This window comes from Natronococcus sp. A-GB1 (assembly GCF_029688845.1).
GTDB lineage: Archaea > Halobacteriota > Halobacteria > Halobacteriales > Natrialbaceae > Natronococcus.
In genome coordinates this window covers 50,282-64,125 of record NZ_JARUKW010000014.1, presented here as the reverse complement: position 1 = coordinate 64,125, position 13,844 = coordinate 50,282, and the positions used below count along the sequence as shown (strand labels likewise).

Here is a 13,844-nt window from a genome sequence, read left to right as displayed (position 1 = left end):
AGCCTACAGAGCGAAACACCGCACTCGAGACGTTACTCCCGCCCGAGCTGGTCGTACGTCTCCCTGTTCCGATCCCGATTGTAGCAGGCAAGATTCAGTATCGCTTCACGGCGCTCCTCAGCCATGGATCCGGTTCGAACCACCTCGAGAAGCCTCAAGCCTCGAGTGTTGGGAGTCGATCTCACCGGACGTCACGTTTGAGACGTCGTTCTACGCGGCGTCTTCGATCGTCGCCTTCACGTCTGCCCAGACCTCGTCGGGCGCCTGGTTGCCGTCGACGCGCTCGAGGACGCCCTCCTCCTCGTAGTGTTCAACGACCGGCTCCGTGTTCTCCCGGTACACTCGCAGTCGTTCCTTGACCGTTTCCTCGGTGTCGTCCTCGCGCTGCTCGAGGCGACCCTCGATCTCGGGGTCCTCCGGCGGGTTGTACTCGACGTGGTAGATCTCGCCGGTCTCGGGATCCATCCGACGACCCGTCAGCCGGTGAACCAGCTCCTCCTCGTCGACGTCGAGGTAGAGCACGACGTCGAGGTCGGTCATCTCCGAGAGCTCCTCGGCCTGTTCTAAGTTCCGCGGGTAGCCGTCGAGCACGTAGCCGTCGGCCTGGGAGAGCGCCTCGTCGACGATGGCGTTGACGACCTCGTCGGGGACGAGTTCGCCCTGGTCCATGTACTCCGCCGGCGTGTCGTACTCCGTGTCCATGTCGGAGATATCCATCTCCTTGTTCGAGCGGAGCGCGTCGCCGGTCGTGACGTGTTCGACGTCGAACTCTTCGGCGATGTTCGCGCTCTGTGTCCCTTTTCCCGCCCCGGGTGCGCCCAGGATCAGGATGTGTGGCTGTGCCATGTTCCCCCGTTCAGCACCGTCACATAAAGGCTTAAAGAATCGGGCACGTCGGTACGGGTATGACGCGATTCGACGCCGACGAGCCGGCCGAGCGACGGAAGCTGTACGCCGACGGAATCCAGGCACACCGCGAGCGAGGAGACGGGTTCGTCACGTTCGAGGTTGATACGGACTTCGTCTCGGCGGCCGAGGACCTCGACCCCGAACTGGGAACGCCGTGGGTCCAGTTCGCCGACGGCACGATCAACGTCGACTGCACCGACGAGGAACTCGAGGCTCTCAAGGGACTGCTCTCGGAGTTTCCCGTGTTCAAAATCGACGAAATTCACCGCTCCGAGGAGGTCGAGGGTGTCAACGTTCGGATCAGCGCGAAGGCCGATCCGAACCGGATCGGACAGTTCGTCGATGCCGTCTTCGCCCGCGTCTACGGGCTTCCCGAGGAGTTTCACGTCTGGGTTGTCGATCTCTGATACGGTCTGTTGTACTATTTGCCGGGTACAACCGCAGGGCGGTCGCGGTTGCACCGGGACTGACGAACAGCGGTCCGTGAGGTTACTCGATTCGGAGCTCGCCGCCCGAGCCGTCCTCGCCCTCGCTTCCCTCGTCCCACTCGAGTTCGAACTCGACGCTGAGCTCGGCAGGGCCGCCCGAACTTGAGGTTTCGCGTTCGGCCTTGATCTCGAAGGTCGGGCGAGCGGGCGGAGACATCGTGACCGACTCGCCGCCGGCCTCGAGGGAGATGTCGCCGCCGCCGTCGATCGAGTCGGCGACCGACCGGAGGTAGTCGGCGATCTCGTCGCGGTCTATCGATTGTTCGAACTTGAACAGCACTTCTTCTGGCATACGAGAACGGAGGGGCTATCGGGTATAGAACCTGTCGCCGAGTTCTGATCGACGGGAGCGAGCGAAAGCCGGTCGGTCCGTCCAGTCGCTGGATTTATCGCATCCCGAAAGAGAGAGAACAACACACTCGCGACCGGTTCGCTCCGGTCTACGGATTCGAACGTTGCCCGTTCGGAACGGCGGGTCTTCGCTTGTTACGCATGACGTCTCCCAGATCTCCGCACTGTCGATCGTCGTCTCGCCACGAGCACCTCCAGTGTCCGCAGTCGATCGCCGATCCGGAGGTGTCGTCGTGTACGTAATCATCGCCGGCGCCGGCGAGGTCGGCCAGTCGATTGCGGAGAACCTGCAGGAATCTCACGAGGTCGTTGTCGTCGACCGGGACAAAGAGATCGTCGAAGATCTCACATACTCGATGGACGTCCTCGCGATCCAGGGGAACGGAACCGATATCTCGACGTTGCGGGAGGCGGGTATCGAGAACGCAGACCTCGTTATCGCCTCTACTGACAACGACGAGTCGAACGTCGTGATCTGCGGGGCCGCCAAGACCGAAAGCGACGCGTTCACGATCGCTCGGGTTCGACGCCGGACGTTGCTCGAGACCTGGCAGGGAACCCAGGGTGCGTTCGGCGTCGACTTCATGGTCTGTACGGACCTGCTCGCGGCCCAGACGATCTTCCGGATCTCCGGGCTGCCGGCAGCCCAGGACGTCAACATGTTCGCGGGCGGGCTCGTCCGCATGGCGGAGTTCGAGATCGGCCCGGACAGCCCCGTCGCCGACCTCTCTATTCAGGAGGCGGACCGGTACGATTCGATGACGTTCGCCGCAATCTTCCGAGAAGGGGAGATGACCGTCGCGAGCGGGGAGTCGATCATCCGCACCGGGGATCGGGTCGTCGTCATCGGAAGCCCCGACTCGGTGAAAGGATTCGCCTCGGACATCACGAAGCCAGATCACGGCGAAAACAGGGAGATCGTCATCATCGGAGCCAGCGAGATCGGCTTCCAGACCGCCCGCGAGTTCGAGGACCACGGCTACGAACCCCGTCTGATCGAGCAAGACCACGACCGCGCCCGAGAGGTCGCAGAGGCGTTGCCGAACACGATGGTGATGGAAAGCGACGCGACCGACACGGACTTTCTCGTCCGGGAACACGTCGACGAGGCCGACATCGTCATCGCCGCGCTCGACGGCGACGAGAAGAACCTGCTCGTCTCGCTGTTGGCCAAACGGCTGGGGGTCGATCGAACGATCGCGGTCATCGAGAACCTCCAGTATGCCGAACTCTTCGAGCAGGTCGGCGTCGACGTCGCGATCAATCCCCGCGAGGAAACAGCCGAGGAAATCATCCGCTTTACGCATGCCGACCACACCGAGAAAATCGCGATGGTCGAACACGACCGCGCCGAGGTCATCGAGGTCGAGGTCAGCGAAGACAGCGCACTCACCGGACGGCCGATCGCCGAGGCGACTGCGGAGTTTCCCGACGGCGTCGTGATCGGTGCGATCTCGAGGCGGGGTGATCTGATCACGCCCCGTGGCACGACCGTTGTCGAACCCGGAGACCACGTCGTCATCTTCGTCGACGCGACGGTTCTCGATCAGGTCCTCGAGATGCTGTAGGCCGCCGTCCGCCTACCGACTGCCGTCCGGTCATCGGTTCTCGAGTTGCCTCCTGCTCTCCACTACGAACTCCCTCTTTCGGTTCTCTCGGCTCGAGCTGTGGCGTTCACGCCGTCACCCTGTTCCCCCCAATGCGACCGATCGCTCACGACGCCTCCCGAGCCAAATCGCTCGGCGGAACCCGTCCTCGAACGTATTCCGAATCAACTGCACTTATCCCTCCCGACGAGAGAGTACGAACGCAACGCCATACGCACGGCGCCGTCTCGGCTACGTCGATGTGATCCGTAGCTACGAACCCTCTCAGTTATATTCGAGAGCTTTCGCGACGATACGCCCCCGCCAAAATGATACGAAACACTCAACGAGCGGTGAGCGGCCATGAGCGATAACGAAGAACTCGCGAAAGACCTCGGACCGCTCGCCGCCCTGACGATCGGAATCGGCACGATGGTCGGCGCAGGGATCTTCGTGCTCCCCGGAACTGCGGTGATGCGAGCGGGACCGCTCGCGGCGCTCACGTTCGTCCTCGGCGGCGTCATCGCGCTGTTTACCGCGCTTTCGGCGTCGGAGCTCGGTACCGCGATGCCGAAATCCGGCGGCGCATACTTCTACATCAACCACGCGCTCGGGCCGTTGTTCGGCTCGATCAGCGGGTGGGCCAACTGGATGGGACTCGCGTTCGCCTCCGCGTTCTACATGTACGGGCTCGGCGAGTACGTCAACACGTTTATCGGTATGTCCGCGATCGCGCTCGGTCCGCTCACGCTGGAAGCCGCCCAGCTCATCGGGTTAGTAGGGGCGCTGCTGTTTATCGGTGTCAACTACTTCCGCGCCAAGGAAACCGGAGGACTGCAGATCGTCATCGTACTCCTGCTGATGGGGATCCTCACGATCTTTACCGTCGTCGGTCTGCTGAACGCCGACTTCGAGACGCTCACTCCAGTTGCGCCGCCAGGGACGACGGGGGAGATCCTCCCGGTGACCGCTATCATCTTCGTCTCCTACCTCGGGTTCGTCCAGATCACGTCGGTCGCCGAGGAGATCAAGAATCCGGGCAAGAACCTTCCGCGTGCGGTCATCGGTTCGGTCCTGATCGTCACAGTCGTGTACGCGCTGTTTCTCGCCGTGTTGCTCGCGGCGGTGCCGACGGAACTCGTCGCCGGCAACGACACCGCCGTCGTCGACGCGGCTCAGCTGCTGTTCGGCCAGTACAGCTTCTTCGGAGTAGAGATGGGGGTCGTCGGCTGGGCGCTACTGCTGTTCGGCGGACTGCTGGCGACGGCCTCGAGCGCGAACGCTTCGATCCTCTCGTCGTCCCGAATCAACTTCGCGATGGGACGCGAGAAGATCGTCACGCCGTCGCTCAACGAGATTCACCCCCGATTTGGAACGCCGTACAAATCGATCGCCATCACCGGCGCTCTCATCGTTCTCTTCTTGCTGGTTGGCAACCTCGAGCTGCTGGCGACGGCCGGCTCGGTACTTCACCTCATCGTCTACGGACTGCTGAACGTTGCACTGATCGTAATGCGGGAAGCGGAACCGGACGGGTACGATCCGGAGTTCGAGGTCCCGTTCTATCCGTTCGTCCCCATCATCGGCGCCGTAACGTCGTTCGCGCTGATCGCGTATATCGAGCCCCTCGTCATCGGTCTCTCGGTCGCGTTCGTCGGCTTCGCCGCACTCTGGTACTTCCTGTACGCTCGCTCGCGCGTCGAGAATACCGGCGTTCTCGCGAACTGGGTGCTCGATCGCTCCGAGGAGCTTCCGGAGCCCGCAGTGTCGGCTATGACGTCGGTTCAGCCCGAGGGCGACGACTACCGCGTGATGGTCCCGTTGTCGAATCCCGCGACCGAGAAACACCTCATCACGCTCGCGTCGGCCATCGCAAACCAGCACGACGGGACGGTCGTCGCGGTCAACGTCGCGAACGTCCCCGACCAGACGTCTCTGGAGGCCGCTCGAGATCGGGGGGCCCACAACGCGGCCCACGACCTGCTCGATCGGGCCCAGGACGACTCGGAAACGTTCGGCGTTGAGGTGGAGACGCACGTCGTCCTCTCACACCGTGCCTTCGAGGAGGTGTTCAACGCGGCGGATACCTACGGTGCCGACATCACCGTTATGGGGTGGGGGCCGGAGTCTCACGGAGCGCCGGGACGCGCCGAGCCGATGATCGACGAACTGGCCCACTCGTTGCCGTGTGACTTCCTCGTCTTCCGCGACCGCGGGTTCGATCCGTCGAGAATCCTGGTCCCGACCGCCGGCGGCCCGGACTCCGACCTCTCGGCTGCGGTTGCCCGGATGCTCGAGTTGGAGTTCGACGCCGAGGTAACCCTCCTGCACGTCGCCGACGACGAGGACGCGGGCCGGACGTTCCTCGCGGAATGGGCCACAGAACACGGCCTGTCCGACGCCGAGCGACGGGTCGAAAGCGGCGACGTCGAGGAGAGTATCGGGCGGGCCGCCGAGGATGCGACGCTGTTGATCATCGGCGCCACGGAGAAAGGAGTTCTCTCTCGGCTGGTCCGCGGGTCGTTGGTGCTCGATGTGCTCAACGAGGTAGAGTGTTCGGTGCTTCTCGCGGAGAAAAAACACGATCGCGGCGTGCTCAGTCGGTTCGCTGGCTCCGGCGAGCAAGACGATTCACCGTCCGAAACTGGCGTCACGAGGACGCTAGAGGAAGACGAGAAGCGCTGACGTCAACCGAACTCGTCGCTTGCCACGACTGAAGCGATCGCTCGAAAAACAGGTAGTGTCGGTACTATTTGACCGATCGTTCCCAAGACGTCGTATGGTCGACGAACTCTTCGAGACAGTACTGGTTCCGATCGCGGATCCGGCCGACGCGCGCCAGACCGCCCGAGCCGTTCGATCGCACCTCGACCCGGACTCCGAAATAATCGTCGTTCACGTCGTTCCCAAGGGGGAAGGCGTCCCCGACAAGGCGTCGCTCGAGCAACGAGAGGAGTTCGCCGAGAACGCCTATCGGGTCTTTCTCGACGTGCTGGGGCGGGGCCCTGGACTGGTGGGACGGCGCACCCTGTACGGCCGAAACGTCGGGAAGACGATCGCCGACGGTTCGCGGGAACTGGGCGCCACCGCCATCGTGTTCACTCCACGGGGTGCGAGCCGATGGGTGAAACTCGTCACCGGTAGCGTCACCGACAACCTCATCTCGAACACGACTGTTCCCGTTTTGGTCCTCCCGCCACGGGAGGACGACGTTGCTGGTATCTGATACGGATTGCCGTACCGAGTTTCCGTTGCAACCGCCGACCGGGTTGCGGTTGCGCTGGAAATGGCTCACAGTAACCCGTATGACAGTACCCGCGTCGTCGACGCTGCGCTCGGATTCGAGCAGGTGAACGGTTCCGAGACAGAACGTGGCGAAACGTACCGCGATCGATTCCGGCCAACTTATACCGATTAGGTAACTTCACCCGAGTATGCACCCATCGTCCGGCACGGTTACCCACGTATCTTCGACCGAACCGGTCCGTTTGCGAGAGGAACGATCGGCGGAGGTGTCCTAAGTGCCGCGGTCAGAGTGTGGCCCCCCGCTTCCGATCGATAACGGTTGTGGGCTTCGCGAGACCGGCTGTCGCTCGAGGTGGACGATCGATGAGTGACGAGGAGCTCGCGAAGGACCTCGGACTCCTCTCGGCGCTGACGATCGGTATCGGGACGATGATCGGCGCGGGGATTTTCGTCCTGCCGGGGATCGCCGCCCAGGAAGCCGGACCCGCCGTCGTCCTCTCGTTCGTTATCGGCGGCATGATCGCGCTGATCAACGCCCTCTCGGTGAGCGAACTCGGGACGGCGATGCCGAAAGCCGGCGGCGCCTACTACTACATCAACCGCGCGCTCGGACCGCTGTTCGGCTCGATCTCGGGCATGGGCGACTGGATCGGACTCGCCTTCGCCAGCGCCTTCTACTCGATCGGGTTCGGCGGCTACCTCGCCGACCTTCTGGACGGCGTCGTCGTCTCGTTACCCGTTCTCGGAACCGTTTCGCTGTTGCCGACGATCGCGCTCGGTCCGTTCACGTTGAACGAGATTCAGATCGGCGCAATCATCGCCGGTGCGGTATTCGTCGGCGTCAACTACATCGGCGCCAAGGAGACCGGTAGCATCCAGACCGTTATCGTCACGATCCTGCTCGGGATCCTGACTATCTTCGCGGTCGTCGGCTTCTTCTCGTTCGACTGGGCAACGGTCACCGCCGAGGGCGGGCTGACTCCGGAGGGAACGGGCGCGATCCTTCCGGGCGCCGCGCTCGTGTTCGTCTCCTATCTGGGCTACGCGAAGATCGCGACGATCGGGGAAGAGCTGAAAAATCCCGGTCGGAACCTTCCGATCGCGATCGTCGGCAGCGTCGTGATCGTGATGACCATCTACACGATCCTTGTCGGTCTCCTGATGGGGCTGATCCCCCACAGCGAGTTCTTTATCGAGCAGGCCGAGAACGCGCCGATGTCCTACGCGGCCGAGACCGTCTTCGACTACGAGTTCGCGGTCGTCGGCTTCGAGATTCCGATCCTCGGTATCGGAGTCACTTCGATCACGCTCGCTGCGCTGTTAGCGACGGCCTCGAGCGCGAACGCTTCGATCCTCGCTTCAGCCCGGATCAACTTCGCGATGGGGCGGGACAAGATCGTCACCGACTGGCTCAACGAGATCCACCCCAACTACGCGACGCCGTACCGCTCGATCGCGCTCACGGGGCTGATGATCATCGTCTTCATCATCGCGCTCGGCGAGACCGTCGAGATTCTCGCGAGCGCCGCCAGTGTCCTCCACCTGGTCGTTTACGCGCTGATTAACGCGTCGCTGATCGTGTTTCGAGAGGCCGACGTCCCGGAGTACGATCCCGAGTTCGAGGTGCCGTTCTACCCGTTTACCCCGATCGCGGGCTTCGTACTCTCGCTCGCACTCATCTACTTCATGGGTAACGTGGCGACCGCGATCAGTGGTCTGTTCGTCGTCTTCGCCATCCTCTGGTACTTCTTCTATGCACGCACTGAAACCGATCGGGAGGGGATCCTCACCGCCTACATCCTCGATCGATCCGACGAGATGCCCGAGCCGGCGGTGTCCGCGGCGACCGCGGTGAAGCCGATCGGCGACGGCGAGTCGGGGCCCCGTATCATGGTCGCCATCGCGAACCCACGTACCGAGCAGGCGCTGATCACGCTCGGTAGCGCTATCGCGCAAGCGAAGGGTGGGTCCGTCCTCGCGACCCACATCGTTCAGGTTCCCGACCAGACGCCCCTGCAGAAGGGTGCCGAGCAGATCGATCAGATCAGCGCCGAGTCCGAGCGGCTGCTGGCCGACGCGGAGGCGTCCGCCGAGACGTTCGACGCCGATGTCGAGACGAGAACGATCGTCTCCCACCGGTCCTTCGAGGAGGTGTTCGACGCCGCCGGAACGTACGACGTCGACACCGTCGTCATGGGCTGGGGTCGATCGACCGTCGGCGAGGGTCGCGTCGAGCGTCCGCTCGACGAGCTCACACACGACCTGCCGTGTGACTTCGTCATCCTCGACGGCGAGGAGATAACGGCTGATCGAATCCTCCTCCCGACCGCGGGCGGAAGCGGCTCGGAGGTCAGCGCTGCCGTCGCACGCGCGCTTCAGACGGAGTACGGTAGCGAGATCAGCCTGCTCCACGTCGTCGACGATCCGGACGAGCGCGAGGAGGGGGCGGCCTTCCTTGAGGAGTGGGCCACCGAGCAGGGGCTCGAGGAAACCACACACATCGTCGACGACTCCGGAGACGTCGGCGCGGCGATCGAGCGCGCGGCGTCGGACCACTCGCTGGTGATTCTCGGTGCGACCAGACGGGGCGTACTCTCTCGACTCGTGCGCGGATCGCTCGTCTTCGACGCGGCGACCGACCTCGACGTCCCGGTTCTGCTCGCGGAGAAGGAAAGTTCGCGGTCGCTTCGCGAGCGAGTCCTAGGCGACCAACGGGACTGAACCCGCTTCGCCCGAACCTGTTCGTTCGTTCGACGGTCCTATCAGACGGCCGTCTGTGAGTAGGGGACACAAGCGACAGAAAAAAGGTTCCCCACTCCAACTGGCTCGTGATGGATCGACATGGAAACGGTCGAGCGGGTCGGTCGAGGGAGGCAATATCCACCCGACAGCGCGCCGCAATGCGAATTACCCGGGTGCGTTTCCAAATAGATAAGTGCCCACGGAAACCATCGACCGACATATAAGCAGTCTTCAAACGAGGTGAACACAATCTTCAGCACAGCTACAATTCCCCTGGAAGTGCAAACGCGTGTTGACGTCTTCGAGCAGATTTTCCTGGTCTTTCTCGGACTCGGAACGCTCATCGGCGTCGTCGTCGTCGCGTACACGTTGTACAACGCGTACAAGTATCGCGACGGCGCTGCGAAGACGTCCGACGAGGACACGCCAGTACTCGGGGAGTTACCGACGGGTGGAGAGGGCGGCAAGAAACTGTTCCTATCGTTCGGCCTGAGCGCGATCGTCGTGATCTCGCTCGTGATCTGGACGTACGGAATGCTGTTGTACGTCGAGGATCCGGGTGACGACATCCCAGAGGACGACGCTATCGAGATTGACGTCGAGGGTGATGGCTTCGCCTGGCACTTCGAGTACGAGAACGGTGCCGAGACGACTAATACCATGACAGTTCCGGAGGATACGCCGGTGTGGATCAACGTCACTGCCGGTGACGTCTGGCACACGTTTGGTATCTCTGATCTACGCGTGAAAGCCGACGCGATCCCCGGCGAGCAGTCCGAGACGTGGTTCATGACCGAGGAGGCCGGTGAAACCCACACGATCGAGTGCTTCGAACTCTGTGGCGACGGCCACTCCGCGATGGACGGCACTCTCGACGTCGTCGAGGAAGAGGAGTTCGAGGAGTTCCTCGAGGACGAAGCGCCGGACGATGACGAGAACGGCGACGACGAGGAAGCGGAGGACGAAAACGGTGATGACGAGGCTGACGACGAAGAGAACGGTGACGACGACGAAGCCGACGAAAACGGTGATGACGAGGACGATGAGGAAGAAGAGACCGACGACGAGGACGACGAGGAAGACGACGGGGGTGACGACTGATGGGTGATCTGCCGCCGATGACATCCGTCAAGCGCTGGCTCGTCACGACCAACCACAAGGACGTCGGGATTCTCTATCTCGGAACCGCCCTGTTCTTCCTGCTGCTGGGCGGTGTGCTGGCGTTGCTGTTCCGTGTGCATCTCTGGGAGAGCGGCGGAACCGGACTGCTGACGGACAACCAGTTCAACCAGGCCGTGTCGACCCACGGACTGCTGATGGTGTTCTGGTTCCTCTCGCCGTTTGCAGCCGGGTTCGCGAACTACTTCGTCCCGCTACAGATCGGGGCGAAGGACCTGGCGTTCCCGCGACTGAACGCCCTGAGCTACTGGTTTTACCTGTTCTCGGGCCTCCTGCTCGGGATCTCGTTCTTCCAGGGCGGGTCGTGGTCTGCCGGCTGGACGATGTACGCCCCGCTGAACGTGCCGACGTACACGCCCGCACTCGAGGCGACGGCCGGTGGCAACGCGACCATCCTCGCGTTGATGCTGTTCGTCTTCTCGATCACGATCGGGACGGTCAACTTCCTCGTGACGATCCACCGCGCACGCGCGGAGGGACTCGGCCTGTGGAACATGCCGCTGTTCACGTGGTCGTGGCTGCTGACCGTCTGGATGATGCTCTTTGCGTTCGCGGCGCTGCTGGCTGCGTTGCTGTTGCTCTCTATCGATCGGCTGTTCCTGACCCAGTACTTCGCGACCGATCAGGGGTCGGGACTACTGTGGGCGCACCTGTTCTGGTTCTTCGGACACCCGGAGGTGTACATCGTCTTCTTCCCCGCGCTGGGGATCATGTTCGAGACGTTCCAGACCTTCACGGGACGGCGACTTGTCGGCCGCAAGTGGGTCATCATCTCGATGGTCCTCGTCGCGGTCCAGTCGTTCCTCGTCTGGATGCACCACATGTTCCTGACGACCATCAACTTAGAGATCAAGACGCTGATGATGGCGACGACGATCGGGATCTCGTTACCGTTCGACCTGATGGTCTTCGCGCTGATCTACACGATGGTCAAGGGACGGGTCCGATTCACGACACCGTTCCTCTTCAGCCTCGGCGCACTCGTCCTGTTTATCCTGGGCGGGATCACCGGGGTGTTCCTGGGTGCCGTCGTGCTCGACTACGAGTTCCGTGGTACCTACTGGGTCGTCGCTCACTTCCACTACGTGATGGTCTCCGGGGTTACTGCCCTGATCGGCGGCCTCTACTACTGGTGGCCGAAAATCACCGGGAAGATGTACTCCGAGGCGCTGGGTAAGCTCAGCTTCGCGGTGTACTTCCTCGGCTTCAACCTGCTGTACTTCCCGATGTTCCTCGCCTGGGAGACGCCGCGACGCGTCTTCCACTTCGCCGAGGGCGTCGAGATCTACCACCAGGTCGCAACCGTCGGTGCGTTCGTCCTCGGCGCGGGTGTGTTGCTCGTCCTCGGGACGCTCGCACACAGCTTCGTCGCCGGTCCACGAGCGCCCGAGAACCCCTGGGAGTTCTCCCGCACGGCCGAGTGGGCTATCCCCTCGCCCCCGCCGCTCGAGAACTGGGATGGCCGTCCCAGCTACGCCTCGGGATCCCTCGAGTTCGTCGAGGACTCGAAGGCCGTCCCCGACGGCGGCGCCGAATACGGAGAGGGTACGGTCGCCAAGACCGAGGGAACCCACGAGGAAGAACACGCCGACCACGCCAGCATCTGGCCGCTGGGCATCGGTGTCGGTCTGTTCACGTTCTTCCTCGGTCTCTCGGGTCTGACGCCGTACATGGTCGAGTTCGCCGAGGGAACCGCCGCTCCGCCCGAGGGTCTCACCGGAACGGCAGCCGAGCCGAACATCATGTATCCCGTGATCACGGCGCTCGGGCTGGCGATCATGGCGTACACGCTGTTCAAGTTCGGCGTCGAACGGTTCGAGGCCCCCGAGATGCAGATCGCCGAGCGCTGGCCGTTCGAGGGCGTCGGTAACACGAAGTTCGGCGTCTGGGTGTTCCTGGCGTCCGACGTCGTCGTCTTCGGTGCCGCGATCGGGGCGTTCATCTTCATGCGCCTTCACACCGGCTGGGGCGACTGGGAGACGATTCCGTTCGCCTCCTGGCCCGGCCTGCTGAACACCTACGTCCTGCTGACCTCGAGCTTCACGGTCATCCTCGCGCTAGTGATGGCCGAACGCAAGAACAAGCGGGGCCTGCTCGCGACGCTGGGGGCAACCCTCGCGCTCGGACTCACGTTCATGGGCGTGAAGGCATACGAGTACGCCTACAAGTTCCAGATCGACGAGTACTGGTGGACCAGCATCGAGCACTCCATCTATTTCGTCACGACCGGGCTGCACGCCCTGCACGTGATCCTTGGACTGCTGATCGCCATCTTCATGATCTACCGCATCTGGTCGATCGACGCCTACCTCGAGGATCACCGTCCGGTGGAGTTCTTCGGGCTCTACTGGCACTTCGTCGACATCGTCTGGGTCATCCTCTTCCCGCTGTTCTACCTGATGTAGCGGTTCGCCGCTACATCGGCCCGTTCGAGAACACGATTCTCTTTTAATCGCTCACCACCCGCGTGAGCTCCGCGATCGCCGGTCGCCTCGTCCACGGACGCTGCTGGGCGATACGTTCGTTCGAGCTCTGCGATACCGGCCGCGGACGCTTCGCTCGAGTCGCCGACTACTTGCGGTGTGGGCCGATCTCAGTTCTCAGACCGGCCGCTATTTTCGATGCAGCATCTTCGGAGAACGGCGTCGCTACAACGGGCTTTCCGGTTCGGCCGTCGAGCCGGGGTAGAACTCGAGATAGCGATCCCTTGGGGTGTCCCACCCCGACTCGTCGGCGTCGACGACTCCGGAGGGAGAAGGTCCCTTGTCAGACCTCATTACCCTCGCGGTGCTTCACGGGCGGAATCGAAGCGCTCACCGTCTCGTTCGTCTCCGACCCGAGATGGACGAATCGGCCGAACGTGATCGCCTCGCTCGCTTCGAGTTCGTCCTCCACCGCCCGCATGAGGAAGGTATAAGTGGTCCACACACTCATTGCTCACCAATGGCCGACGTTCGTACGTACACCCTCATTTACGTCGTACTGCTGGTGTTGGGTACCGGAAAGTTCGTCTTCTTTCAGTTCCCAGAAATATTCCCGGAGGCCGCCGCGATCGGCGGAACGATCATCTTGGCCGTAATCAAGGTGTTGTTGATCGCCGCCTACTACCAGCACCTGATCGAGGAGCCCCGCGCGATCACCTACATGATGGGAATCGCCGTGTTCATGGTCTTCCTGCTGACCATCGCCGCGGGTTACTCGATCCAGTAAGCGATTTCCAAACTTCTCTCTCGACGCTACGCTCGGCCAGCGTCGGCTCCCTCGAACTCGACCGACACCGCCGCGCGGACGGTTCTTGCCGGATCGCCGATCTCTGCCCTGTGTGGTCGTCACAAGCCATCGC

The 13,844-nt window shown here is 62.6% G+C and carries 11 protein-coding genes; 8 read left to right on the top strand and 3 right to left on the bottom strand.

Annotated elements, in window-relative coordinates:
• Window positions 1–210: 210 nt before the first annotated feature.
• Window positions 211–846, bottom strand: a complete 636-nt coding sequence (locus QA600_RS16145) for an adenylate kinase (RefSeq protein ID WP_005559201.1) — start codon at window positions 844–846, stop codon at window positions 211–213.
• Between the two features lie 59 nt (window positions 847–905).
• Here QA600_RS16145 and QA600_RS16140 point away from each other — a divergent pair, with 59 nt between their 5' ends.
• A complete protein-coding gene (locus QA600_RS16140) occupies window positions 906–1,316 on the top strand; it encodes a hypothetical protein (protein WP_278292971.1) in 411 nt (136 codons plus the stop codon).
• Between the two features lie 82 nt (window positions 1,317–1,398).
• Here the strand turns inward: QA600_RS16140 and QA600_RS16135 are convergent, their stop codons facing one another.
• Complete coding sequence (locus tag QA600_RS16135; protein WP_278292970.1) at window positions 1,399–1,689, bottom strand: amphi-Trp domain-containing protein; 291 nt, start codon at window positions 1,687–1,689, stop codon at window positions 1,399–1,401.
• A gap of 292 nt (window positions 1,690–1,981) precedes the next feature.
• Between QA600_RS16135 and trkA the strand changes: the two genes are divergently transcribed.
• The 6 genes from trkA (at window position 1,982) to QA600_RS16105 (ending at window position 12,906) form a co-directional block, all read left to right on the top strand.
• Window positions 1,982–3,316, top strand: a complete 1,335-nt coding sequence (gene trkA / locus QA600_RS16130) for a Trk system potassium transporter TrkA (protein ID WP_278293031.1) — start codon at window positions 1,982–1,984, stop codon at window positions 3,314–3,316.
• Between the two features lie 381 nt (window positions 3,317–3,697).
• Window positions 3,698–6,019, top strand: coding sequence for an amino acid permease (locus QA600_RS16125; RefSeq protein ID WP_278292969.1), 2,322 nt, complete (start codon window positions 3,698–3,700; stop codon window positions 6,017–6,019).
• A gap of 94 nt (window positions 6,020–6,113) precedes the next feature.
• Window positions 6,114–6,560, top strand: a complete 447-nt coding sequence (locus tag QA600_RS16120; RefSeq protein ID WP_278292968.1) for a universal stress protein — start codon at window positions 6,114–6,116, stop codon at window positions 6,558–6,560.
• A 383-nt stretch (window positions 6,561–6,943) separates the two neighbouring features.
• Window positions 6,944–9,301, top strand: coding sequence for an amino acid permease (locus QA600_RS16115; protein ID WP_278292967.1), 2,358 nt, complete (start codon window positions 6,944–6,946; stop codon window positions 9,299–9,301).
• Between the two features lie 294 nt (window positions 9,302–9,595).
• Window positions 9,596–10,423 (top strand): cytochrome c oxidase subunit II, encoded by an 828-nt coding sequence (gene coxB / locus QA600_RS16110; protein WP_278293030.1) that lies wholly within the window; start codon window positions 9,596–9,598, stop codon window positions 10,421–10,423.
• Window positions 10,423–12,906: a cbb3-type cytochrome c oxidase subunit I gene (locus QA600_RS16105; RefSeq protein WP_278292966.1), complete on the top strand. Its 2,484-nt coding sequence runs from the start codon at window positions 10,423–10,425 to the stop codon at window positions 12,904–12,906. The genes coxB and QA600_RS16105 overlap by 1 nt, the downstream gene beginning before the upstream one ends.
• Window positions 12,907–13,267: 361 nt before the next feature.
• Here QA600_RS16105 and QA600_RS16100 read toward each other — a convergent pair whose 3' ends face one another.
• A complete protein-coding gene (locus QA600_RS16100) occupies window positions 13,268–13,435 on the bottom strand; it encodes a hypothetical protein (protein WP_278292965.1) in 168 nt (55 codons plus the stop codon).
• Between the two features lie 9 nt (window positions 13,436–13,444).
• Between QA600_RS16100 and QA600_RS16095 the strand changes: the two genes are divergently transcribed.
• Window positions 13,445–13,711, top strand: coding sequence for a cytochrome C oxidase subunit IV family protein (locus QA600_RS16095; RefSeq protein WP_278292964.1), 267 nt, complete (start codon window positions 13,445–13,447; stop codon window positions 13,709–13,711).
• Window positions 13,712–13,844 lie beyond the last annotated feature (133 nt).